The sequence below is a fragment of the Kerstersia gyiorum genome (assembly GCF_004216755.1).
In the GTDB taxonomy this organism is placed as follows: Bacteria; Pseudomonadota; Gammaproteobacteria; order Burkholderiales; family Burkholderiaceae_B; genus Kerstersia; species Kerstersia gyiorum.
Genome location: NZ_SGWZ01000005.1, coordinates 141237 through 164377, shown reverse-complemented (window position 1 = coordinate 164377; position 23141 = coordinate 141237). Strand labels below are relative to the sequence as shown.

The window sequence follows — 23141 nt, the reverse complement described above, 5'->3', positions numbered from 1 at the left end:
AATATTTTTATTTCTTAATGATCATTGAGAATAATAACCAGTTCTATTTCTGGGTGCTATTTTTTTATGCTCACTGATCCAGCGGCAGCGCCATGGGGCGGGCTCTGGAACCCGTCTGCATGCACGGAGTGCCCTTATGTCGAGCTGTTACCGCACACCTTGAAACCGCTCCGGCCATCCCCATATTGCGGTGCCGCAATTTTGGATTGCCCGGTTAAAATTTTTCAAGTTATAATTTTTGGGTTTGACGCTTGCGGGGTAGTTCGCAGAAACAAGGGGGCAAGGCATGCAGGGGCAGGGAACAGAACCGCGTCTGATGCTGACAGCCACCGAGCGAACGGAAGTAGCGCTTCGGGCCAGGAAGGAACTGGCCGGGGCTTTGGTTGCACAGGTTCTGATGGGAAGCCTGGCGGTGGTCTTGTCCTGGCTGATTGCCGGGGCGGGTGCCGGCGTGTCTGCCTTGATCGGGGCTGGCGCCTATTTGCTACCTAGTGCGATTTTCATTCTGCGTCTCATGATGACCATTTCCGTGTCTGGCCAGTCCAGCCCGGTGGTGTTCATCCTTGGGCAAGCGTTCAAATTGCTGGCTGCCATTGCTCTGCTTTGGTGGGCGGCGTCCGAGGGTGGTGATGGATTGGTCTGGCCGGCATTGCTGGCAGGGTTGATCTGCGCGCTCAAGGGTCCATTGCTATGGATGCTCTTTCGCAGTACGCGGTGGGGACGGCGCAAGCTGTCATAGTCGTTCGCGATAATGCGTCCCCGCAAGAATGAATGTGTGTCGGCTTCGTGCCGGTGGCTCAAAAGAACAGGGTAGGGAATCAAATGGCTGCTGCCAGCGATGTGTCGCCTCAGTCCTATTACATCCAGCACCACCTGGTGCACAACAACAATATCGGCGAAAAACAGTCGCTGATCGCCCAGTTCGACGTCATCAACTATGACTCGATCTTCTGGTCGGTGCTGATGGGCCTGCTGGCCGTGTTCTTCCTGTGGCGTGCCGCACGCCGCGCGACGTCGGGCGTGCCGGGCCGCTTCCAGGCTTTCGTTGAAATGCTGGTGGAAATGGTGGACGAGCAGGCGCGCAGCATTGTGCCGAACGTCAAGTCCCGCCTGTTCGTGGTGCCGCTCGCACTGACCGTCTTCCTGTGGATTGTCTTCATGAATGCGTTGGACCTGATCCCCGTTGATCTGGTTCCCGCCATCATGCGCTGGACCGGCCTGGGCGCCGAGCATGGCGATCCCCTGTACTATCACCGCATCCTGCCGACCGCCGACCTGAACATCCCGATGGGCATGTCCATGGGCGTGCTGCTGCTGATGCTCTACTACGGCATCAAGATCAAGCACCCCGGCGGTTTCGTCAAGGAACTGTTCAGCGCGCCTTTCCATGCCCATGGCTTCGCTGCCGTGCTGCTGGCTCCTGCCAATTTCCTGCTCAACCTGGTCGAGTACGCCGCCAAGTCGGTGTCCCTGGGGATGCGGTTGTTCGGCAACATGTTCGCCGGTGAACTCGTCTTCATGTTGATCGCCCTGCTGGGCGGTGCCTGGACCGGATTGAACGCCACCAGTATTGGCCTGGGTATTGGCCATGTGCTGGCGGGTTCGATCTGGGCGATCTTCCACATCCTGATCGTGCTGCTGCAGGCCTTCATCTTCATGATGCTGACGCTGGTTTACATCGGTCAGGCCCACGAAGGTCACTGATCGGTTAGGGCCACCCGGCATTGCCGGGTGCGCCAGAGTCGGATGTATTGGTAGTACCCGGTATTTCTTTCCTTTTTTCGATTTCAGATTTTTAACCAAGGAGTTGTGTGTCATGACCAACGTTGCTTTCGTTGCCCTCGCTTGCGCGTTCATCATCGGTTTGGGGGCCATCGGCGCCTGCATCGGTATCGGTATCATGGGCGGCAAGTATCTCGAAGCCTCGGCCCGTCAGCCTGAGCTGATGAACGCCCTGCAAACCAAGATGTTCCTGCTGGCCGGTCTGATCGACGCCGCCTTCCTGATCGGCGTGGGTATCGCCATGCTGTTCGCTTTCGCGAATCCTTTCGTCTAAGAAGCACCGTTGTTTCCGCCGGCGCGGCCGGCGGTTCATGATGCCGGCGCCGGGCATGCGGTTGTCAATCGACCGTGTGCCCTGTCGGCAGGAATTCCTGGCTCTGTTCCTGCGTTCAGGCGGATAGCAGAGTCGCACAAGGTGTAAAAGGAACACGAACGTGAATCTGAACGCGACAATCTTCTTCCAGATGCTCGTGTTCTTCGTTTTGGGCTGGGTCTCGATGAAATTCATCTGGCCGCCCCTCACGAAGGCGATCGAGGAACGCCGTCAGAAAATCGCAGACGGTTTGGCTGCTGCTGATAAAGGCAAGGCCGACCTGGCTCAAGCGCAGGCCCGTATCGGCCTGATCGAAGCCAATGCCAAGACGGAAGTCCAGACGCGTCTGGCCGAAGTGGAAAAGCAAAGCACGGTTCTGCTGGAACAGGCCCGCAAGGACGCCGAAGCCGAGCGCGCTCGTATCGTCGAGCAAGCTCGCCAGGACGCATTGCAGGAAGCCCAGCGTGTGCGTGAAGCACTGCGCAATGACGTGGCGGCCCTGGCCGTCAAGGGCGCCGAGCAGATCCTGAAGCGCGAGATCGACGCCAAGGCGCATGCCGATCTGCTGAACCAACTCAAAGCTCAGCTTTAATCCGGGACTGCCATGGCTGAAATTTCGACTGTAGCCCGCCCGTATGCAGAGGCTTTGTACGAAGCTGCGAGCAAGGACAAGGAATCGGCGGGTTCTGAAAGCTGGTCCGAACTGCTGTCCCAGTGGGCGCAGGTCGTGGCCTTGCCCGATGTCCGCGAAGCCTTCTCCGATCCGCGTCTGAACGACGAACAGAGCATTGAGCTGTTTATCCAGTTGACGCAGGCCGAACTGTCGCCCAGCGCCCGCAATTTCATTACCTTGCTCGTGGAAAACGGCCGTTTGTTGCTGTTGCCCGAGATCGCACGGCAGTTCATTGAACTGAAGAACCGTAGCGAAGGCGCTGCCGTTGCCGATATCACCAGCGCGTTCCCGCTCGAAGGCGAGGAACTGGCCGGTCTGGTGGCCGCGCTCGAGAAACGCTTCGGCCTGAAGCTTAAACCCAATGTCACCGTCGATGCCTCGCTGATCGGCGGAGTGCGCGTCGCAGTAGGCGATCAGGTGCTGGACGATTCCGTCCTGGCACGTCTGGCCCAAATGCGCAATACGCTGGCGGCCTGATCGCCGGCACACTGGATTCCAGGAGTCTGAACATGCAACTCAATCCGTCCGAGATCAGCGAACTGCTCAAGAGCCGTATCGAAGGCCTGGGCGTTTCGACTGATATCCGTACGCAGGGCACGGTTGTGTCCGTGACCGACGGCATCACCCGTATCCACGGCCTGTCCGGCGTGATGCAGGGCGAAATGCTCGAATTTCCCAACAACGTCTATGGTCTGGCACTGAACCTCGAGCGCGACTCCGTCGGCGCCGTGGTGCTGGGCGACTACATCGGCGTTTCCGAAGGCGACCCTGTCAAGGCGACCGGCCGCATTCTCGAAGTCCCCGTCGGCCCCGAGCTGCGTGGCCGTGTGGTCAACGCGCTGGGTGTGCCTATCGACGGCAAGGGCCCGATCGACGCCAAGCTGACCGACGTCATCGAGAAGGTCGCGCCCGGCGTGATCTGGCGCAAGTCGGTGTCGCAGCCGCTGCAAACCGGTGTCAAGGCCATTGACTCCATGGTGCCTATCGGCCGTGGCCAGCGCGAGCTGATCATCGGTGACCGTCAGACCGGCAAGACCGCTGTTGCCGTTGATGCCATCATCAACCAGAAGGGCAAGAACGTTACCTGCGTGTACGTCGCCATTGGTCAGAAGGCTTCGACAATCAACAACGTGGTGCGCAAGCTCGAAGAGCACGGCGCGCTGGAATACACCATTATCGTGGCCGCCGCTGCCTCCGATTCCGCCGCCATGCAATACCTGGCTGCGTACTCGGGCTGCACCATGGGCGAATACTTCCGCGATCGTGGCGAAGACGCGCTCATCATTTATGATGACCTGACCAAGCAAGCCTGGGCCTATCGCCAGGTCTCGCTGCTGCTGCGCCGTCCTCCCGGCCGTGAAGCTTACCCCGGCGACGTGTTCTACCTGCACTCCCGCCTGCTGGAACGTGCTGCTCGCGTCAGCGAAGAGTACGTCGAGAAGTTCACCAACGGCGAAGTGAAGGGCAAGACCGGTTCGCTGACCGCACTGCCTATCATCGAAACGCAAGCTGGCGACGTGTCCGCTTTCGTGCCGACCAACGTGATCTCGATCACCGACGGCCAGATCTTCCTGGAAACCGACCTGTTCAACGCTGGTATCCGTCCCGCCATCAACGCCGGTATCTCGGTGTCGCGCGTGGGTGGCGCTGCCCAGACCAAGGTCGTCAAGAAGCTGTCCGGCGGTATTCGTACCGACTTGGCCCAGTACCGTGAATTGGCCGCCTTCGCCCAGTTCGCCTCCGACCTCGACGACGCAACCCGTCGCCAGCTGGAGCGCGGCAAGCGCGTGGTGGAACTGCTCAAGCAGCCCCAGTACCAGCCGCTGCAGGTCTGGGAACTGGCTGTGACGCTGTTCACCGTCAACAACGGTTACCTGGATGACGTGGCCGTCGAGAAGGTTCTGTCGTTCGAGAAGGGCTTGAAGGATACCCTGAAGAGCAAGAACGCCAGCCTGATCGAAGCCATCGAAAACACCAAGGAACTGTCCAAGGAAGGCGAGGCCGAACTGGCTGCTGCGATCCAGGATTTCAAGAAGCACGGTGCTTTTTAAGGAATCTTGACAAGAGGCGGGCGACTGGCGGCTGAGCCGTCGGATGCCCGCCCCGAGCCAGCCGGCCGCTTAAGGCCGGCGGTTGTCTCAACAGGAAAGCGCAATGCCCGGAATCAAGGAAATCCGAACCAAGATCAAGAGCGTGCAGAACACGCGCAAGATCACCAAGGCCATGGAAATGGTCGCCGCGTCCAAGATGCGCAAGGCGCAGGAGCGGATGCGCGCCGGCCGTCCCTATGCCGATAAGGTCAGGGAAATCGCCTCGCACCTGATGCAGGCCAATCCTGAATACAGCCATCCGTATCTGCACGAGCGCGAAAGCGTGAAGGCGGTGGGTGTGGTTGTCATTACCACCGACAAAGGTCTGTGCGGCGGTCTGAACACGAACGTCATGCGCCTGGTGCTCAACCGCCTGCGCGAGTTCGAGACTGCTGGCGTGAAGACGCAGTTCACGGCATTTGGCAACAAGGGCCTGGGCCTGCTGACGCGTCTGGACGTCAATCTGGTGTCGCAGGAAGTCCAGCTGGGCGATGCGCCGAACCTGGAGCGTCTCGTGGGCGCGTTGAAGGTGCAGTTCGACGATTTCATCGCCGGCCGTATCGACGCCGTCTATGTCGCCACCAACCGCTTCGTCAACACGATGCGTCAGGAACCGGTGTTCGAACGCCTGCTGCCCCTGCCGGGCCAGTTGGTCGACCCGTACCAGACCCGTGGCGAAGCGGCTGCTGAGTCCGACACGGGCGTGACCAAGGGCCAGTACGGCTGGGATTACATCTACGAACCCGATGCCAAGAGCGTGATCGACGACCTGCTGCATCGCTACGTCGAAGGCCTGGTGTATCAGGCGGTCGCGGAGAACATGGCGTCCGAGCAGTCTGCCCGCATGGTGGCCATGAAGGCCGCATCGGACAACGCCAAGAAGGTCATCGGTGATCTGCAGCTGGTCTACAACAAGACCCGCCAAGCCGCGATCACCAAGGAAATTTCGGAAATCGTGGGGGGCGCCGCCGCCGTCTGACGATGGCGCGGTATCCCGTCAAGAAAGTTATTATCAAGGAATCGACATGAGCAACGGTACCATCGTTCAGTGCATCGGCGCCGTGGTGGATATTCAGTTCCCCCGCGATCATATGCCCAAGGTCTATGACGCCCTGACACTGGCCGACGAAAGTGATTCGTTCGCCGAAAAAGGGCTGACGTTCGAAGTTCAACAACAGCTGGGCGACGGCGTCGTCCGCACCATCGCACTGGGCTCCAGCGACGGCCTGCGTCGCGGCATGTCCGTGGCCAACACCGGCGCACCGATCTCGGTGCCCGTGGGTAACGGCACGCTGGGCCGCATCATGGACGTGCTGGGTCGCCCGATCGACGAAGCCGGCCCCATCGCCTGCGAAGAAAAGCGCGCCATTCACCAGAAGGCCCCCCGTTTCGACGAACTGTCGCCGTCGGTGGAACTGCTGGAAACCGGCATCAAGGTGATTGACCTGGTCTGCCCGTTCGCCAAGGGCGGCAAGGTGGGTCTGTTCGGTGGCGCCGGTGTGGGCAAGACCGTCAACATGATGGAACTCATCAACAACATCGCCAAGCAGCACAGCGGTCTGTCCGTGTTTGCCGGCGTGGGTGAGCGCACCCGTGAAGGCAACGACTTCTACCACGAAATGGAAGAGTCGAACGTTCTGGACAAGGTGGCCATGGTGTTCGGCCAGATGAACGAGCCTCCCGGCAACCGTCTGCGCGTGGCGCTGACCGGCCTGACGATGGCCGAGAAGTTCCGTGACGAAGGCCGCGACATCCTGTTCTTCGTGGACAACATCTACCGCTACACCCTGGCCGGTACCGAAGTGTCCGCACTGCTGGGCCGTATGCCTTCCGCCGTGGGCTACCAGCCGACGCTGGCAGAAGAAATGGGCGTGCTGCAAGAGCGAATCACCTCCACCAAGACCGGTTCCATCACGTCCATCCAGGCCGTTTACGTGCCTGCCGATGACTTGACCGACCCGTCCCCTGCCACGACCTTCCAGCACTTGGACTCCACCGTCGTGCTGTCGCGTGACATCGCCTCGCTGGGTATCTACCCCGCCGTGGACCCGCTGGATTCCACCAGCCGCCAGCTTGACCCGCAAATCGTGGGCGAAGAGCACTACAAGGTGGCCCGTGGCGTGCAGCAAACCCTGCAACGCTACAAGGAACTGCGCGACATCATCGCCATTCTGGGCATGGACGAACTGTCGCCGGAAGACAAGCAGGCCGTGGCCCGCGCGCGTAAGATCCAGCGCTTCCTGTCGCAGCCCTTCCACGTGGCAGAAGTGTTCACCGGCTCGCCCGGCAAGTATGTGCCGCTGTCGGAAACCATCCGTGGCTTCAAGATGATCGTCGAAGGCGAGTGCGACGCACTGCCGGAACAGGCCTTCTACATGGTTGGTTCCATCGACGAGGCCTTCGAAAAGGCCAAGAAGCTGCAGTAAGGCTGGAACGGGCCTGCCGCCTTGTGAGGCAGGCCTTCATTCCCCGGCGCGGTGCGCCGGGGGTAATACCGGAGGCTATTCATGGCTACCATTCGTGTCGATGTCGTCAGTGCGGAAGCGTCCATTTTTTCCGGCGAAGCCTCGTTCGTGGCTGTGCCTGGAGAATCGGGCGAGCTGGGCATTTTGCCCGGTCACACCCCGCTGATTTCGCGCATCCGTCCCGGTACGGTGAAAATCGTGCATGCTGATGGCAAGGGCGAAGACTACATCTTCGTCGCCGGCGGCATTCTTGAAGTGCAGCCGGGCGCGGTAACCTTGCTGTCGGATACCGCAATCCGTGGTGCCGAGCTGGACGAAGCGAAGGCGCTCGAAGCCCGTAAGAAGGCGGAAGAGTCCCTGCGCAACGCCAAGGGCAAGGAAGAAATCGCCGTGGTCGAGGCTGAGCTGGCAATGCTGGCAGCCCAGGCCAGTGCGGCCCGCCGCTTGCGTGACCTGGGTGTGCGTTCCTCGTTCTGAGGCATCCCCTCCCTGGCAATGAACGACGGCCCTTCGGGGCCGTTTTTCATGACTTGCTGCTTGTGCCCTGTTTCTGGATGCTGTTCGTGGCCAAGTGTGCACCAACCGGGTATGCGCTTGCCACGGTTTGGTGATAGGCCGTTGGCGAGCAATCTGACAGGCATGAGATGGCCAGATGACAAATGCATCGGGTACCGTAGAAAAATTTCTGCATACGGTTCCGATTTTCCATTCTTGATTGACATAGAAGGTGTACGCCCCGAATGTCGGGCGTGGTCACCGGATGTTTCCCATGCGATCAAGTTTTGCGTCTTGCAGCAGTCAGGGCCACCTGAATTGCTTGGTATTGGCCGTTGCGGCCACGCTTGGCGGGATGGTGCTGGAGCCAGCAGGCGCTCATGCCCAGGGCATCATCCGCGCCGAGGCAGCACCGGATCGTGTCACGGTTGATATTCCTCCTGGCCGGCTGAGTGGTGTCCTGGAAACCTATGCCAACCAGGCGGGTGTGTTGCTATCGGCGGATTCACGCTTTCTGGCAGGCTTGAACAGCCCTGGCTTGCGCGGCACCTTCGAGGTTGAACATGGCTTTGCTGCCTTGTTGCGCAGCCATGACCTGGAAGTCCAGCGCAATGCCCAGGGTATCTATGTGCTGCGGGCGTTGCCGGCCAATCCCGGACGTGTGGCTGAACTGGATGCTGTCGAGGTCACAGGACAGCTCAGCGAGGCGGACAGGCCTTTTCAAACTGCCGGTTCGGCCCAGTACATCAGCCGTGATCAGATCGAGCGTTTCCGAGGCTCTTCGGTAGGCGATATCTTTCAAGGTACGCCTGGTGTCCTGGTGGCGGAAAACCGCAACTCAGGCGGCCTGGACGTGAATATTCGCGGTATGCAAGGGCAGGGCCGGGTGCCGGTGCTGTTGATGGCTCGCGTACGGTGGCTGCCTGAATGGCGTCGCCATCGGCAGCCAGCAGCCGCAGAAAAGCGTCCTGGGCCAGATCTGCGGCATCGGCAGTATTGCCCAGCCGGCGTTGCAGCCAGGTTCTCAGCCAGCCATGATGCGATTGGTACATGGCGGCAAGTGCATCGTGCTGGGCAGAGCTTCCAGTAGACATGGTGGCGAGTGGAGGCGGGGGCCAAAGGGATGTGGGTGGATGGCGCCGGCGGCGCAGGCCACGCACATAGGGGCAGGGAACGTCGATCTTCCGGGGCGGCATGAGGGGTGCGGTGCCGGCGGGCAGCTATCAATGCCGTCAAGAATAATTTGCATTATCGTCCATGCTTGCGGGTCAGGCAAATGCAGTGTGGGCTGTCGGCAACTGCGCATTGTCCAGGCGCTGGCCCGCCCCTAGGCTATGCCTTCGTCATGAATGGTCTAACGGAGAACAGCAATGGCACATAGGGTCAGGGAGGGCGGCTTGCTGATGCTGCCAGGAGATGCAGCCTGGGCAGGTGCATGGCGCGATACGCTGGGTGACACTGCCGCACGTCTGCTGGTGCGCGACATTGACTTGCTGCAGGTTTTCGGGGCAACGGTTGCCGCGGAAGCCATGATGGCCCAACCGGGTGACGCGGGCGGAGATAGCCTGGCCGCACAGGCGCTGGGGCGGCTGGACCCGGTTTTGCGGCGTTTTGATTTTTGCATATTGCCGGTGCAGCGAGCGTCCTTGCGGCGGGCCCGTCTGATGCTGGCCTGGCGCCGCCATGCGGGCGCCAGCGTGCCCTTGCTGGGCTTGCTGGACGGGCTGACTGCACCTGCCATCCGGGACTTGCTGCTGCTGGGCATGGATGATTTCGTCCTCGGCGATGCCAATGCGGATGAGGTGCTGGCGCGTGCGGCGCGGTTTCCGGCGGCGGCCAGGAACAGGGATGAACGCAGTGGCGGGGTGGCGGGTGCGCCGGCAGGGCTGCCCGCTGAAGTCCGGACAGGGCTGCCGGCTGCCGGCATGCCTTTACTGGCCTTGTGCGGGATCAGCCATGCGGAGGTACCGTTCCAGGAGGCCAAGCGCCAGGTGCTGGGCCAATTCGAGCAGGAATATCTGAATGTGGCCCTGCGGGATGCCGGCGGCAACGTCGCGGCGGCGGCGCGTGCGGTCAACAAGCACCGCCGGGCGTTCTGGTCCTTGATGCGCAAGCATGGTTTCGATGCCCGGCGCTACCGTCAGGCGCCGGGCGAGGCCGTTTCGTGATGGCAGGGCAGGCCCACCGGGTTGGGTACAATGCCAGGTGCTTCGCCTTGCGCCTGCCTTCTTGATTGGATGGAATCCGACGTGACACAGACAACGACTTTCCCCGCCTTGCGCAATGATGTCTTTCTGCGGGCGCTGCGGCGTCAGCCGGTGCCGTACACGCCGATATGGCTGATGCGGCAGGCGGGGCGTTATCTGCCTGAATACCGCGAGACGCGCGCGCGCGCCGGTTCTTTCCTGGCGCTGGCGCAGAACCCGGCGTTGGCCGCCGAAGTGACGTTGCAGCCGCTCGAGCGCTATGACTTCGACGCCGCCATCCTGTTTTCTGACATCCTGACCGTGCCCCACGCCATGGGGCTGGGTCTGCGCTTTACCGACGGCGAAGGCCCGCGTTTCGATTTTCCCGTGCGCGACGAGGCCGATGTCAGGCGCCTGGCGGTGCCGGACATGGACAAGCTGCGCTATGTGTTCGACGCGGTGACCCTGATTCGTCACGAACTGGGCGGCAAGGCGCCGTTGATCGGCTTTGCCGGCAGCCCCTGGACGATTGCCTGTTATATGGTGGAGGGCGGTGGCAGCGATGATTACCAGCGCATCAAGACCATGCTTTATCAGCGCCCGGACCTGCTGCATGCCATTCTGCAGGTCAATGCCGAGGCCACGGCCGCGTATCTGAATGCGCAGATCGAGGCGGGGGCGCAGGCCGTGATGATTTTCGACAGCTGGGGCGGTGTGCTGGCCGATGGCCTGTACCAGGAGTTTTCCCTGGCGTACATCCAGCGGGTCCTGAAGGCGCTCAACCGCGACCAGCCCGATGGGCAGGTGCCGGTGATTGTGTTTACCAAGGGGGGCGGCCTGTGGCTGGAAGCCATTGCTGCGTCGGGTTGCGATGCAGTCGGCGTGGACTGGACGGTGAACCTGGCGCAGGCGCGCCGGCGCGTCCAGGATAGCGTTGCCCTGCAGGGCTGCATGGATCCCATGGCCTTGTTTGGCGGAGAGCAGGCCATCCGTGCCGAAGCCCGCCGGGTGCTGGATGCCTATGGCCCGGTAGCCACCGGCGGCCATGTGTTCAACCTGGGTCATGGCATTTCGCGCCATACGCCGGTGGAGGCAGTGAGCGCACTGGTTGATGAGGTGCATACCTACAGCCGCCATCTGCATGCCACCCAGGCCTGACGCCCGGCTGGCGCCAGGGGCCTGCCCATCCGCTGGATGTTGCGGGCAGGCGCGGTGCGCCAGCGGGACGATGGCGCACCAATAGCGCCGGACAGGCCGCGCCAGCCGTCGCTGCAGCAAGAGGTACTGGACTTGTTCACAGCTTGTCCTCACGCGCCCAGACATGCTATAAGCGCCGGAATTTATTTTGTAATTTATTTATCTGCTTGATTTATAAGATTATTTTGTCATTGAGAAGTTTGCTTGATGTTTCGGTGTCTTATTTGTGAATTGTTCTCATGAATATGTCCCGAGCTTTTCCCCAAAGTTACCCACAGGTTTGGCGGCGATGAAAATCCAAGCATGCCTGGGGGGTTAACGTATTTATCCAGAAATGGCTTTAAGTTGAGTGAGCATGGGCGATAGTCCTGATGGCAGTGTGGCAACAGCAGTCGAGCGCCCTTGCTGGGTGCGTATCGTGCTGGATGTTCCCTTGCCCGGGCCTTTCGATTACCGGCACGATCAGCCGCTGGCACCGGGGTTGCGGGTCATCGTGCCATTTGGCAAGCGGCAGCTGGTTGGCCTGGTGGTGGATAACCCCGCCGAACCTGCCTATGAACCGGCGCAGGTGCGGGCGATCGAGCAGGTTCTGGATGATTTGCCACCCTTGACCGAAGAATGGTTTGCGCTGGCGCGTTTTGCCGCCGACTATTACCAGCGGCCCCTGGGGGAAGTTGCCTTGCCCGCATTGCCCGGCCCCTTGCGGCGTCCGGCGGCATATCAGGGCAGCCGGGCGGCAGGAGGGCCGGTGGCGCGCCTGGCGCGCCGCCGCAAGCGAGCGTCAAAAAAAGCCCCTGAAGTGGCGGCGGCAGTCGTTGCGGCAGCGGTGGCTGAATCAGTGGTTGAATCAGCGGCTGAACCGGGCACGTCAGATCAGGCCTTGCCTGGCGCGCAAGCGCCGGTGCTCAACGATGCCCAGCGGCATGCCGTGGAAACCATGACGGCGCAGCAGGCCTTCAAGGCATTCCTGTTGCATGGGGTGACGGGCAGCGGCAAGACAGAGGTCTATCTGCATGCTGCGGCCGAGGTGCTGCGTGCTGGCCGCCAAGTGCTGATGCTGGTGCCGGAAATCAACCTGACGCCGCAATTCGAACATGCGCTGCGCGCCCGCCTGGCCCCGCTGGTAGGCGCGGATGCCGTCGCGGTGATGCACAGCGGCCTGGCTGACGGCGAGCGCCTGGATGCCTGGGTCAAGGCCGTCAATGGCACGGCCAGGGTGATGCTGGGCACGCGCATGGCGATTTTCGCGCCCATGCAGCAACTGGGCCTGATCGTGGTCGACGAGGAACATGACACCTCCTACAAGCAGCAGGACGGCCTGCGCTATTCCGCCAGGGATCTGGCGGTGTGGCGGGCGCATGCGCTGGATATTCCGGTCGTGCTCGGGTCTGCCACTCCGGCGCTGGAAACCTGGTTGCATGCGCAGCGCGGTTCCTACCAGCGCCTGAGCCTGCCGGCGCGCGCCCGGGCCAGCGCCTTGCCTGCCATCCGCCTGGTGGATACGCGCCGGCTGGTGATGGAGGAAGGGCTGTCGCCGCACCTGCTGAGCGCCATAGAAGAACGGCTGGCGCGCAGCGAGCAATCCCTGGTGTTCCTGAACCGGCGGGGGTATGCGCCGGTTTTGCATTGCGACGCCTGTGGCTGGGTCAGCCAGTGCCCGCGCTGTTCCGTGCACACCGTGCTGCACCGGCGCGCGCGCGCTGGCCATTACCTGCAGTGCCACCATTGCGGTTTCCAGGCACCGGTACCGCGCGCCTGCCCGGAATGCGGCGACCAGGACCTGCGCCCCATGGGGCGCGGCACCCAGCGTGTCGAGGAAACCCTGGCGGAGCGTTTCCCGGAGGCTCGCATCCTGCGCATCGACGCGGATAGCACACGCCTGAAAGGCAGCGCGGAACGCATGTTCGACAGCGTGCGCGCAGGCGAAGTGGATATTCTCGTGGGCACGCAAATGGTGGCCAAGGGCCATGATTTTCCGCGTCTGACGCTGGTGGGCGTGCTCAATGCCGACGCCATGCTGTACTCACAGGATTTTCGCGCGCCCGAGCGCCTGTTCGCGCAACTGATGCAAGTGTCGGGGCGCGCCGGGCGGCACGAACGGCCGGGGGAAGTACTGATCCAGACCGGCTATCCCGACCAGGAAATCTACCAGGCGGTGCTGCGCCATGATTACGAGGGTTTCGCCCGTTATGCGCTGGAAGAACGGGAAGCTGCCGGTTTGCCGCCATACCTGCACCAGGCCTTGCTGGCGACCGAAGCCAGGGAGCTGGCCCAGGCGCTGGATTTCCTGACTCAGGCGCGTGAGCTGGCCGACACGGTCATCGCCGAATGCGGCATGGCGCCCGGCAGCGTGATGCTGTACGACCCGGTGCCGCTGCGCGTCGTGAAAGTCGCGCACATGGAGCGCGCCCAGCTTTTGCTGGAAAGCGCCCACCGGCCCTCCCTGCAGTTTTTCCTGCGCCAGTGGGTGCCCAGGTTGCAGGGGCTGGGCCGGCTGCGCTGGCAGCTGGAAGTGGACCCGCTGGATATCTGAGGCGGCCCGCCAGCGTCCTCAGTGCGCGCGCAGCAGCAATTCGAAGGTCGGGTCGGCAGGCGCCGCAGTGGCGGCCTTGCGGCTCCAGCCTATGGCCTGGCGGTAGCTGCCCAGCGATCGCTCCACCTCGGCGGCGTTGGCGTCCAGCGGGTGTTTATGTTCCGCATCGGGGGCGACATACAGCGCGTCCACCGGGCAATAGAGTTCGCACATGAAACAGGTCTGGCAATCGTCCTGGCGCGCAATGCGCGGGGGCTGCCCGCGCACGATGTCGAAGACATTGGTGGGGCAGGCCGTGACGCAGATGTTGCAGCCGGTGCATCTGGCCGTGCTGATGACTTCTATCATGCTGCGATCCTTGCCAGCGTGCTGCCAGCCAGGCTGGCCAATTCTGCAGGAGCAATGGCAGCGGCGGCCGTGTCCCGGACGGCCTGCGGGCGCAGGCTGATGCCATCAAGGCCATGGCTGATCAGGCGGTGGCGTTGCGCCGGGTCTGGCGAGGTGTAGTCCGCGCGCCTGGCCATGCCCCGGCTTTCCGTGCGCGCCAGCGCGCTGCGGTACATCAGCCTGGCGGTGAGCGTCATGGCGGCAGCTTCGCGGGCGCGCAGCAGAGAATCGGGCGAATGGATGGCCTGGCTGCTGCGCAGGTGCGTCCAGAGCGTGTCCAGCCGTTCCAGCGAGGCCGCAAGCCGGTCTGCACGGCGGAACCAGTTTTTCTCGAAGGGGAAGACCTCTTCCTGGACCAGGCGGGTGGCCTGCTGCGCATCGAAAATATGGCTGTCGCCAGCTTGCAGGGCGACCGTGCCTGCGCCATACAGCTGGCGACGCGCCTGGCCGCGTTCCTGCAGGGCGCGATCGGCAGCGCCGGCGCCAGCCCACAGGCCGGAAGACATGGCCCAGGCCGCATTGTGGCTGCCGCCGCCGGTGAAGCCGCCGCAGATGAGTTCCCGGGTGGCGGCATCGCCTGCGGCATAGAGGCCGGGTATATTCGTAGCGCAGTCTTCGGTGGTGATATTCAGGCCGCCGGTGCCGCGTACCGTGCCTTCCAGGCGCAGCGTGACGGGAAAGCGTTGCGTGAAGGGGTCTATGCCCAGGCGGTCGAAAGGCACGAAAAAGTTGGGCTGGGCGTGGCGCATCCAGTTGGCGATCTGCGCGTCAGCCTGGTCCAGGCAGGCATAGACCGGCCCGTGCTGGAGCCGCTGCGCGATGATGCCGCGTCCCTTGGCCGAGCCGGCGCCTTCGATGGCCTGGCCATGGGCGTCGTAGAAAGTCGCCCAGCGATAGAACAGGGATTTCGTGACCGAGGCAAAGGCAGGGCCCAGCCCGTAGGCATTGGAAAATTCCATGCCGGAAAACTCGGCGCCGACTTCCGCGCCCAGCAGATAGCCGTCGCCGGTCAGGACATTGCAGCCCAGCGCCTTGCTGAGAAAGGCGCAGCCGCCCGTGGCCAGGATCACGGCACCGGCTTCCACCGTCCAGCTGGCGGATTTCTGGCGCTCGATGCCGGCTGCGCCACAGACCTCGCCGCGCGCATTGGTCAGCAGTTCCAAGGCCGGGCTGTGGTCACGGATTTGGACGCCGGCGCCCTTGACTGCCTTGCGCATCAGGCGCATGTATTCGGGCCCCTGCAGGGATTCGCCGCGTACCAGTCCGTTGGTGTCCAGCGGGAAGGGGTAGCCCCAGTCGCGCAATTGCTGGATGTTGTCCCAAGTCTGGGCCAGTACCCGGTCCATCCAGGCATGTTCGGCCAGCTGGCCGCCCAGGTCGTAGCGGCTGGCCTTGGCGGCGGCGCGCTTGCCGGGGGCGTCGTCGACATACCAGACGCTGTTGCCGGAGGGTGCAGCCGCGCCCGATGTGCCACAGAAACCTTTGTCGCGCAGTTGCACGCGCGCGCCTCGGGCCGCTGCGCCTATGGCGGCCCAGGCGCCGGCCGGACCGCCGCCGATGACCAGGACATCGACCCGGTCGCTGGTACCCTGGATGCTTCGTTGAGTGAAAGACATGGATGGCTCCTCGGGAGAGTCGGGCCGGTCTGCCGGTCCGGCGATGCGTGCAGACATCCTAGGCAGCGCCACGGCCAGCGACAACGATTTTCCGGTAATGTCCATATTGGCGCGCTGGCGGAGTGCTATTCTGCTAGCCGGCGCCGAGAGCCGATAGCGGCGCTTTTTTTCGTGATGGATGCCAAGATGTCGAACGAGGCCGTGGCCGGGCTGAACCCGGCTCAGCGCGAGGCCGTGCTGTACCTGGGTGGACCCTGTCTGGTGATTGCTGGCGCGGGGTCGGGCAAGACCCGTGTCATTACCCAGAAGATCGCCTATCTTCTGCGGGACTGTGAATATTCCGCCCGACATGTCGTGGCGCTGACCTTCACTAACAAGGCTGCGCGGGAAATGGCCGAGCGTGTGGCCGGCCTGGTGGAAAAACGCCTGGCACGTGGCCTGACGGTCAGCACTTTCCATTCGCTGGGCATGAAGATTCTGCGCGAAGAAGCCCGCCATGCGGGCCTCAAGCCGCAGTTTTCCATCCTGGACGCCGATGATGCCCTGGCGATTATCCAGGAACTGCTGGATACCACCGACAAAGGCCGGCTGCGTGCCGTGCAGTCGACGATTTCATTGTGGAAAAATGCGTTGCTGGACCCGGATGGCGCCGCCGCCGCGGCGAAGACGCCGGACGATGTCGAGGCGGCGCATATCTACCGCAGCTACGACGCGACCCTGCGCGCTTATCAGTCGGTTGATTTCGATGACCTGATCCGCGTGCCTGCGTTGCTGTTCGAACGCAACGAAGAAGTGCGGCGGCGCTGGCAGGCGCGGGTGCGCTACCTGCTGGTGGATGAATACCAGGACACCAACGAGTGCCAGTACCGGCTGGTGCGCTGGCTCACGGGCGACCGGGCGCGCTTTACCGCCGTGGGCGACGACGATCAGGCGATCTATGCCTGGCGCGGCGCAACCCTGGAAAACCTGGCGCGGCTCACCACGGATTATCCGGGCATGAAGGTCATCAAGCTGGAGCAGAACTACCGCTCCGTGCGGCGCATCCTGCATGCGGCCAATCAGGTGATCGAACGCAACCCCAAGCTGTTCGAGAAAAAGCTGTGGTCGGAACTGGGTGATGGCGAGCCGATTACCGTTACGGCCTATGGCGACGAGTCGGTCGAAGCGGAATCCATTGCCATGAAGATTTCGGCGGCGCGTTTCGAGCGCCAGGCCTCATGGCGTGATTTCGCCATCCTCTATCGCAGCAATCACCAGTCGCGCATTCTCGAACAGGCGCTGCGTACCCTGCGCATTCCCTATACGATTTCCGGCGGACAGAGTTTCTTCGACAAGGCGGAAGTGCGGGATATCCTGGCCTATCTGCGCATTCTGGCCAATGAGGAAGACGACCCGGCCTTCATCCGGGCCGCCACGACGCCCAAGCGCGGCATCGGGCAGGCCACGCTGCAAGTGTTGGGTGAACATGCGGCGGCCCGAGGGATCGCGCTGGCGCGGGCCGTGTCGGAGAGCGGCGTGGCGGCCAAGCTGGCGGCGCGCCAGTACGAGCCGCTCAAGGTGTTCGGGGAGTTCCTGGACCGCCTGCGCCGCCGTTCGGCGCGTGATGAGGTCAGCGGCACGCCGGCGGCGCCTGCATCCGAGTTGCTCGATGAATTGTTGGGTGCCATCCAGTACGAGCGCTATCTGTTCGATACCTGGGATGAGCGTCCTGCCCAGACTCGCTGGATGAACGTCCTGGAATTGGTTGATTGGCTCAAGCGCAAGGCCGACGAAGATGGCCTGAGCCTGCAGGAGCTGGTGCAGCGCGTGGCGCTGATCACGATGCTGGATCGCCAGGAGGATGAGGAAGAACCGGATGCCGTGAAGCTTTCGACGCTGCATGCCTCCAAGGGCCTGGAATATCCCCACGTGTATATGGCTGGCGTGGAAGAAGGTTTGCTGCCGCACTGGGGGCGCGACGACGAGGATGGCGATCCGTCCCAGGCGGCGGAATCGCTGGCGGCGCGCATCGAAGAAGAGCGCCGCCTGATGTATGTAGGCATCACCCGGGCCCAGCGCACGCTGTCGATCAGCTGGTGCCGCAAGCGGCGCCGCGCGCGGGAGGATCTGGTGCGCGAGCCCTCCCGTTTCATTGAAGAGATGGGGCTGGAAGCGCCAGGGATGGGACTGCAGGATGAAGACGCCGCCATGTCGCCGCGTGCGCGCCTGGACATGCTGAAGGCCCTGCTGCAAAAGAAAGAATAAGAAGAAAGTGTCACCCCCGGCCTGCATGCGCGACAGAGCCTGGCAGGCCAGGATGACCCTGCGCCGGGCCGGTGTGCCTGCTGACGGAAGACATCCTGTCTTTCCCTGATGCAGCTTTTCGCTGATTTGTATTATGATAATTCGATTACAAGGATGCGTACCCCGTGAAGAGCCAGATCTCCTCTTTTTGCCGCGCTGTCAGCGATGGCGTCACCCAGTTTGTGGCCCTGGATTGGGGCACCAGTTCGTTGCGTGCCTATTTGCTGTCGGCGTCGGGAGCCATCCTGGATGTCAGGGGCAACGATTGGGGCATCATGGGCCTGCCCGGCAGTGGTGACGACGCCGCCAGCCGCTCGGCACGCTTTGCCCAGGCCTTCTGGCAGATTGCCGGGGATTGGCTGGCGCAGCCCAATACTTCGCGACATGTCGCGGCCTGTGGCATGGTCGGCAGCGCCCAGGGCTGGCGTGAGGCCGCCTATATCCCCTTGCCCGCTACCACCGATGGCCTGGCAGGCAGCATGGTTAGCGTCGATGCGGGCAACGGCGTGCAGGTGCATATCGCGCCCGGCCTGATCGAACATGGCGAGTTGCCCAATGTGATGCGCGGCGAGGAAACGCAGATTGCCGGTGTGCTGTCGCACCTGGAACATGCCGGGCTGGGAACCGGCGGGCGCTGGTTGATCGGCCTGCCGGGTACGCATAGCAAATGGGTGCAGGTCGAAGACGGCGTCATTGTGCACTTCGACACCTTCATGACGGGCGAGGTATTTGCCTTGCTGTCGCGTCACAGTGTGTTGGGCCGCTCGATGGCCGAGCAAGGGCTGGATGCCAGCGATCCCGACGCCCGGCAGGCGTTTGACCGCGGCATTCGCAATGCGGCCTCGCTCCATGGCGACCGCGGCCTGTTGTCCACGATTTTCAGCAGCCGCACCCTGGGGCTGACCCACGCGCTGTCGGGCGCGGAACAGATCGACTATCTCTCGGGCCTGTTGATCGGACATGAGATCCGCGGCCTGCTCGCCGGCCTTGCCCCTGAGTGGCGCACGGCGCGGGTGGCCGTGGTCGGCCGGGCGCATCTGTGCCAGCGCTACCGCCAGGCCATGCTGGTCAATGATCTGGATGCCATTTCGGTGGATGAGGATGCAACGGTGCGCGGGCTATGGGCGCTGATCAGCGCCCAGGAACAGCATGCAGGTTGAGTTGCCGCCGCGCAGGGTGTGAACCTGCCCCAGGTGCGGATAAAAGCGTTAAGCGGTTGGCCCCAGGTATGGGCGCCAGCCAGGGTCTCAGGCGTCGTTCCGGCAGCCAGTTGCCGGCGCGTCGTATCAACAGGAATCAGAAATAGCCATGAATCACGAATTGTCCGCTCATTTCAAGCAAACCTTGTCTGCAACCGGCATGGTCGCCATTCTGCGTGGCGTGCGTCCCGATGAAGTGGTCGCCATTGGCGAGGCGCTGTATGCGGCGGGTTTTCGCCTGATTGAAGTGCCGCTGAATTCGCCGGAACCGCTCGAGAGCATCCGGCGCCTGCTGGCGGCGTTGCCGCAGGACGCGATCATCGGCGCGGGAACGGTCATGAGCCCGGCTGCCGTGCAGGAAGTCCACGATGCCGGCGGCCGCCTGGTAGTGATGCCGCATGCAGATCTGGCCGTGGTGCGTGCTGCCCATGCGGCCGGCATGGTCGTGACGCCGGGCGTGGCCACGCCCACGGAAGCCTTTGCCGCGCTGGATGCGGGTGCGGATGGCCTGAAGGCCTTCCCGGCCGAAGCCATGCCGCCGGTGGTGATCAAGGCCTGGCGCGCCGTGGTGCCGAAATCGGTGCCGCTGCTGCCGGTGGGAGGCATCAAGCCGCAAAGCATGCAGGCTTATCTGGAAGCCGGTGCCTCCGGCTTCGGGCTGGGGTCGGCGCTGTACCGGGCGGGTGACGACGCGGCGACGGTGGGCCGCAACGCGGCCGCGTTCATGTCGTCCTGGCGCGCCTTGCGCCAGGACGTCTGAGGCGTACGCAACAAGCCTTATCCCTTCTTTTGATGGCCGCGGCCTGCTTGCGCAAGCGGTCTACTCCTTTTCAGGCCTGCCCGGTAGGGCGCCTGACGGCAGGATGCACGATGAAAATTACCCGTTTGACCACCTATCTGGTACCGCCGCGCTGGCTGTTCCTGAAAATTGAAACCGACACCGGCATCGTGGGCTGGGGCGAGCCCGTTCTGGAAGGCAAGGCGGCCAGCGTTGCGGCCGTGGTCGAGGAAATGGCCGACTACCTGATCGGTCGCGACCCGCGCACGATCGAGGACCACTGGAATGTGCTGTACCGTGGCGGTTTCTACCGTGGCGGCGGCCTGCATATGAGCGCGCTGGCCGGGATCGACCAGGCGCTCTGGGACATCAAGGGCAAGGCGCTTGGCGTTCCCGTGGCTGATCTGCTGGGCGGCCCGGTACGTCACAGCATCAAAGTGTATTCGTGGATCGGTGGCGACCGCCCCGCAGACACGGCGCGTGCGGCTCAGGAAGCCGTGGCGCGTGGTTTCCAGGCCGTCAAGATGAATGGCACCGAGGAAATGCAGTACATCGACAGTTTCGACAAGGTCACGGCCGCGCTGGCCAACGTGGCTGCCGTGCGCGAAGCCGTCGGCCCCAATGTGGGTATCGGCGTGGACTTCCATGGCCGCGTGCACAAGCCCATGGCGAAGGTGCTGATGCGCGAGCTGGCGCCCTACAATCTGATGTTCATCGAAGAGCCCGTGCTGTCGGAGCACTATGAAGCCCTGAAGGAACTGGCGCCGCATGCCAGCGCGCCGATCGCCCTGGGCGAACGCCTGTATTCGCGTTGGGATTTCAAGCACATTCTGAGCCAGGGCTATGTGGATATCGTCCAGCCGGATGCCTCGCACGCCGGTGGCATCACGGAGTGCCGCAAGATCGCTGCCATGGCGGAAGCCTATGACGTCGGGCTGGCGCTGCATTGCCCGCTGGGGCCGATTGCGCTGGCGGCCTGCTTGCAGATAGATGCGGTGTCATACAATGCGTTCATCCAGGAACAGAGCCTGGGCATCCATTACAACGCCAGCAATGATTTGCTGGACTATGTCAGCAACCCGGAAGCTTTTGCCTACGAGGATGGCTACGTACGGATCCCGCAGGGGCCTGGCCTGGGAATTGAAGTGAACGAGGATTATGTCGCTGAGCGCGCCAAGGTTGGCCATCGCTGGCGTAACCCTGTATGGCGTCATCGGGACGGTAGCGTAGCGGAGTGGTAGGGCTTGGCAACATATTCGGGTCGTAGCCTGCATGGGCAGGTGGTGCATGAGTTGGGAAGGCGCATTGCGGCAGGCCGCTATGCGCCTGGCACGGCCCTGCCCAGCGAGGAAGAGCTGTCCCTGGAGCTGAGTGTCAGCCGGACGGCCTTGCGTGAGGCGACCAAGGTTCTGGTGGCCAAGGGCCTGCTGGACGTCAAGCCCAGGCTGGGCATGCGCGTGCGGCCGCAGGACACCTGGAACCTGCTGGATCCGGACATCCTTGCCTGGCGGGCTGCGGCCGGCCTCAGCCTGGAGTTCCTGCGGCAATTGGCGGAAGTCCGCGAAGTGCTGGAACCGGGCGTGGCGGCGCTGGCGGCGCGCAAGCGCACCCCGGCGCAATTGCAGCGTATCGAGCATGCCTATGCCTTGATGGAAAGCGCCAGGGACCAGCACGCCTGGGTGGAGGCCGACCTGGCTTTTCACCGCGAGGTGCTGGCGGCTGGCGGCAATCCCATGCTCAACACCCTGGTGTCCTTGATTGAAATGGTGCTGGAAGGCGTGCTGGTGCTGAATGCCGAGCACGCTTCCAGTTTTAATTTGTCCTTGCCGGAACATGGACGGGTATGTGCGGCCATTGCCCGGCAGGATGAAGTGGCTGCCCATGCCGCCATGCTCGGCATATTGGTGGATGCACGCAAGCGCTTGCCCGACGGGCCCGCGCCGCGTCAATAGGACCGACCGACGCAGTTCAGGTTGGTAGGGGGGGCGGGTAAATTCGGAGAAGTCTGCCGGGCCTTAGCCCCAAGTTAATTGTATGATGATAATTTTATATCTCTAATGGCTGCGGGACACCCGGCGCATAGACCGGAAACCAGAGTGCTCTCGACTGGAGGAAACATGAAGCAAGGCATTATCCGATTTGCTGGCGCGATGGTCGCGGCAGCGATGTTTGCAGGTGCAGCCCAGGCGGCGGAGTATCCTACCCGTTCCATCGAACTGGTCGTGCCCACGGCCGCAGGCGGCGGTACTGATGCCGTGGCACGCGCGTTCGCCGAAGCCATTAAACCGCATCTGGGCCAGCCCATGGGTGTGGTGAACAAGCCGGGCGGTGGTACGGCCATCGGTACGGCGGATGTCGCCAAGGCCCGTCCCAACGGCTACAAGCTCGGCATGGTCGTGGTGGAAATGGCCATTCTACCCAGCCTGGGCCTGGCGCCCTTCAAGACCAGCGATTTCACGCCCATCGCCCGTATCAATGCCGATCCGGCGGCGGTGACGGTGCGTGCCGATGCCCCCTGGCAGACGCTGGAAGAATTCAACGAATACGTGAAGCAGAACCCGGGCAAAGTGCGCGTCGGCAATGCTGGTACCGGCTCGATCTGGCACCTGGCAGCCATCGCCTACGAGCAAAAGCTGGGCAGCAAGTTCAACCACGTGCCGTATGATGGTGCCGCGCCGGCCGTGACGGCTCTGCTGGGTGATCATATCGAAGCCGTGACCGTGAGCCCGGCCGAAGTGGCTACCCACGTGTCTTCCGGCACGCTGCGTACCCTGGGCGTGATGGCCGATGAACGTGCCCGTGGTTTCGAGGAAGTGCCTACCCTGAAGGAAAAGGGCATCGACCTCTCCATCGGTACCTGGCGTGCGCTGGTGGGGCCGAAGGGCCTGCCGCCTGCCGTGGTGGAAAAGCTGCGCGTTGCGGCCCGCCAGGCTGCGGAAGAACCGGCGTTCATCGAGGTGCTGGAGCGCCTGGACCTGGGGCGCGTGTTTGACGACGCCGATGCCTTCCAGGCCAGCCTGGTCCAGGAAGAGGCCACGTTCAAGGCCTTGATCGACGAGCTGGGCCTGCGCCGCTGAGCGTGAACCGGCTGGGGAAGCGCCCGTTGCATGTGCCGGGCGCTTTTTGCCGTCATGCCGCCCTGAT

At 63.0% G+C, this 23141-nt stretch carries 21 protein-coding genes and 1 pseudogene; 19 read left to right on the top strand and 3 right to left on the bottom strand.

What is annotated here, in order from left to right:
• Positions 1-316 precede the first annotated feature (316 nt).
• The 10 genes from EV679_RS14640 to EV679_RS17930 all read left to right on the top strand — a co-directional run bounded on the left by EV679_RS14640 (position 317) and on the right by EV679_RS17930 (position 8908).
• A complete protein-coding gene (locus EV679_RS14640; RefSeq protein ID WP_165390061.1) occupies positions 317-739 on the top strand; it encodes an ATP synthase subunit I in 423 nt (140 codons plus the stop codon).
• Between the two features lie 83 nt (positions 740-822).
• A complete protein-coding gene (gene atpB / locus EV679_RS14635) occupies positions 823-1704 on the top strand; it encodes a F0F1 ATP synthase subunit A (protein WP_068371394.1) in 882 nt (293 codons plus the stop codon).
• Between the two features lie 112 nt (positions 1705-1816).
• On the top strand, positions 1817-2056 hold the full coding sequence (gene atpE, locus EV679_RS14630; protein WP_068371391.1) for a F0F1 ATP synthase subunit C: 240 nt from the start codon (positions 1817-1819) through the stop codon (positions 2054-2056).
• Positions 2057-2216: 160 nt separating this feature from the next.
• Positions 2217-2687 (top strand): F0F1 ATP synthase subunit B, encoded by a 471-nt coding sequence (locus tag EV679_RS14625; RefSeq protein WP_130487603.1) that lies wholly within the window; start codon positions 2217-2219, stop codon positions 2685-2687.
• A 12-nt stretch (positions 2688-2699) separates the two neighbouring features.
• Positions 2700-3245: a F0F1 ATP synthase subunit delta gene (locus EV679_RS14620; RefSeq protein WP_068371385.1), complete on the top strand. Its 546-nt coding sequence runs from the start codon at positions 2700-2702 to the stop codon at positions 3243-3245.
• Between the two features lie 32 nt (positions 3246-3277).
• Positions 3278-4819 (top strand): F0F1 ATP synthase subunit alpha, encoded by a 1542-nt coding sequence (gene atpA / locus EV679_RS14615; RefSeq protein WP_068371382.1) that lies wholly within the window; start codon positions 3278-3280, stop codon positions 4817-4819.
• Positions 4820-4922: 103 nt separating this feature from the next.
• Complete coding sequence (gene atpG, locus EV679_RS14610) at positions 4923-5837, top strand: F0F1 ATP synthase subunit gamma (protein ID WP_127773019.1); 915 nt, start codon at positions 4923-4925, stop codon at positions 5835-5837.
• Positions 5838-5883: 46 nt separating this feature from the next.
• Positions 5884-7284 (top strand): F0F1 ATP synthase subunit beta, encoded by a 1401-nt coding sequence (atpD, locus tag EV679_RS14605; RefSeq protein WP_127773020.1) that lies wholly within the window; start codon positions 5884-5886, stop codon positions 7282-7284.
• A gap of 81 nt (positions 7285-7365) precedes the next feature.
• Positions 7366-7800 carry a F0F1 ATP synthase subunit epsilon gene (locus EV679_RS14600; RefSeq protein WP_068371372.1) on the top strand — a complete coding sequence of 145 codons (435 nt, stop codon included), beginning with the start codon at positions 7366-7368 and terminating at the stop codon, positions 7798-7800.
• Between the two features lie 283 nt (positions 7801-8083).
• Entirely contained in the window at positions 8084-8908 is an 825-nt protein-coding gene (locus tag EV679_RS17930) for an STN domain-containing protein (RefSeq protein WP_415777712.1), read from the top strand.
• On the opposite strand, the pseudogene EV679_RS18070 reads toward EV679_RS17930, so the two are convergent.
• Positions 8811-9014: pseudogene (locus EV679_RS18070) on the bottom strand (hypothetical protein); the annotation flags it as partial. The gene EV679_RS17930 and the pseudogene EV679_RS18070 overlap by 98 nt on opposite strands.
• Before the next feature lie 174 nt (positions 9015-9188).
• Between EV679_RS18070 and EV679_RS14585 the strand changes: the two are divergent.
• The 3 genes from EV679_RS14585 (at position 9189) to EV679_RS14575 (ending at position 13734) form a co-directional block, all read left to right on the top strand.
• On the top strand, positions 9189-9986 hold the full coding sequence (locus tag EV679_RS14585; protein ID WP_130487602.1) for a helix-turn-helix domain-containing protein: 798 nt from the start codon (positions 9189-9191) through the stop codon (positions 9984-9986).
• Positions 9987-10055: 69 nt separating this feature from the next.
• Entirely contained in the window at positions 10056-11162 is a 1107-nt protein-coding gene (gene hemE / locus EV679_RS14580; RefSeq protein ID WP_068371365.1) for a uroporphyrinogen decarboxylase, read from the top strand.
• A gap of 394 nt (positions 11163-11556) precedes the next feature.
• Positions 11557-13734 carry a primosomal protein N' gene (locus tag EV679_RS14575; protein ID WP_130487601.1) on the top strand — a complete coding sequence of 726 codons (2178 nt, stop codon included), beginning with the start codon at positions 11557-11559 and terminating at the stop codon, positions 13732-13734.
• A gap of 18 nt (positions 13735-13752) precedes the next feature.
• Here the strand turns inward: EV679_RS14575 and EV679_RS14570 are convergent, their stop codons facing one another.
• Both EV679_RS14570 and EV679_RS14565 read right to left on the bottom strand, forming a co-directional pair.
• Positions 13753-14082 carry a 4Fe-4S dicluster domain-containing protein gene (locus EV679_RS14570; protein ID WP_130487600.1) on the bottom strand — a complete coding sequence of 110 codons (330 nt, stop codon included), beginning with the start codon at positions 14080-14082 and terminating at the stop codon, positions 13753-13755.
• Positions 14079-15737, bottom strand: coding sequence for an FAD-binding protein (locus tag EV679_RS14565; RefSeq protein ID WP_130487599.1), 1659 nt, complete (start codon positions 15735-15737; stop codon positions 14079-14081). The genes EV679_RS14570 and EV679_RS14565 overlap by 4 nt, the downstream gene beginning before the upstream one ends.
• A gap of 186 nt (positions 15738-15923) precedes the next feature.
• Between EV679_RS14565 and EV679_RS14560 the strand changes: the two genes are divergently transcribed.
• The 6 genes from EV679_RS14560 to EV679_RS14535 all read left to right on the top strand — a co-directional run bounded on the left by EV679_RS14560 (position 15924) and on the right by EV679_RS14535 (position 23074).
• Positions 15924-17981, top strand: a complete 2058-nt coding sequence (locus EV679_RS14560) for a UvrD-helicase domain-containing protein (RefSeq protein ID WP_068371607.1) — start codon at positions 15924-15926, stop codon at positions 17979-17981.
• A 164-nt stretch (positions 17982-18145) separates the two neighbouring features.
• Complete coding sequence (locus tag EV679_RS14555) at positions 18146-19180, top strand: 2-dehydro-3-deoxygalactonokinase (protein ID WP_240733277.1); 1035 nt, start codon at positions 18146-18148, stop codon at positions 19178-19180.
• A 148-nt stretch (positions 19181-19328) separates the two neighbouring features.
• A complete protein-coding gene (locus EV679_RS14550) occupies positions 19329-19979 on the top strand; it encodes a 2-dehydro-3-deoxy-6-phosphogalactonate aldolase (protein WP_068371344.1) in 651 nt (216 codons plus the stop codon).
• Positions 19980-20089: 110 nt separating this feature from the next.
• Entirely contained in the window at positions 20090-21238 is a 1149-nt protein-coding gene (gene dgoD, locus EV679_RS14545; protein WP_068371341.1) for a galactonate dehydratase, read from the top strand.
• Between the two features lie 3 nt (positions 21239-21241).
• Positions 21242-21949, top strand: coding sequence for a FadR/GntR family transcriptional regulator (locus EV679_RS14540; RefSeq protein WP_068371338.1), 708 nt, complete (start codon positions 21242-21244; stop codon positions 21947-21949).
• A 165-nt stretch (positions 21950-22114) separates the two neighbouring features.
• The gene (locus tag EV679_RS14535; RefSeq protein ID WP_068371335.1) at positions 22115-23074 is read left to right on the top strand and encodes a tripartite tricarboxylate transporter substrate binding protein; all 960 of its coding nucleotides are present in this window, start codon (positions 22115-22117) and stop codon (positions 23072-23074) included.
• Positions 23075-23141: the final 67 nt, after the last annotated feature.

Coding starts and splice junctions, on each gene's coding strand:
- EV679_RS14550 (WP_068371344.1), top strand. CDS start 19,329: ATGAATCACGAATTGTCCGCTCATTTCAAGCAAACCTTGTCTGCAACC.
- EV679_RS14585 (WP_130487602.1), top strand. CDS start 9,189: ATGGCACATAGGGTCAGGGAGGGCGGCTTGCTGATGCTGCCAGGAGAT.
- EV679_RS14560 (WP_068371607.1), top strand. CDS start 15,924: ATGTCGAACGAGGCCGTGGCCGGGCTGAACCCGGCTCAGCGCGAGGCC.
- atpG (WP_127773019.1), top strand. CDS start 4,923: ATGCCCGGAATCAAGGAAATCCGAACCAAGATCAAGAGCGTGCAGAAC.
- atpD (WP_127773020.1), top strand. CDS start 5,884: ATGAGCAACGGTACCATCGTTCAGTGCATCGGCGCCGTGGTGGATATT.
- EV679_RS17930 (WP_415777712.1), top strand. CDS start 8,084: ATGTTTCCCATGCGATCAAGTTTTGCGTCTTGCAGCAGTCAGGGCCAC.
- dgoD (WP_068371341.1), top strand. CDS start 20,090: ATGAAAATTACCCGTTTGACCACCTATCTGGTACCGCCGCGCTGGCTG.
- EV679_RS14575 (WP_130487601.1), top strand. CDS start 11,557: ATGGGCGATAGTCCTGATGGCAGTGTGGCAACAGCAGTCGAGCGCCCT.
- EV679_RS14640 (WP_165390061.1), top strand. CDS start 317: ATGCTGACAGCCACCGAGCGAACGGAAGTAGCGCTTCGGGCCAGGAAG.
- EV679_RS14570 (WP_130487600.1), bottom strand. CDS start 14,082: ATGATAGAAGTCATCAGCACGGCCAGATGCACCGGCTGCAACATCTGC.
- EV679_RS14600 (WP_068371372.1), top strand. CDS start 7,366: ATGGCTACCATTCGTGTCGATGTCGTCAGTGCGGAAGCGTCCATTTTT.
- atpB (WP_068371394.1), top strand. CDS start 823: ATGGCTGCTGCCAGCGATGTGTCGCCTCAGTCCTATTACATCCAGCAC.
- EV679_RS14535 (WP_068371335.1), top strand. CDS start 22,115: ATGAAGCAAGGCATTATCCGATTTGCTGGCGCGATGGTCGCGGCAGCG.
- EV679_RS14565 (WP_130487599.1), bottom strand. CDS start 15,737: ATGTCTTTCACTCAACGAAGCATCCAGGGTACCAGCGACCGGGTCGAT.
- atpA (WP_068371382.1), top strand. CDS start 3,278: ATGCAACTCAATCCGTCCGAGATCAGCGAACTGCTCAAGAGCCGTATC.
- atpE (WP_068371391.1), top strand. CDS start 1,817: ATGACCAACGTTGCTTTCGTTGCCCTCGCTTGCGCGTTCATCATCGGT.
- EV679_RS14620 (WP_068371385.1), top strand. CDS start 2,700: ATGGCTGAAATTTCGACTGTAGCCCGCCCGTATGCAGAGGCTTTGTAC.
- hemE (WP_068371365.1), top strand. CDS start 10,056: ATGGAATCCGACGTGACACAGACAACGACTTTCCCCGCCTTGCGCAAT.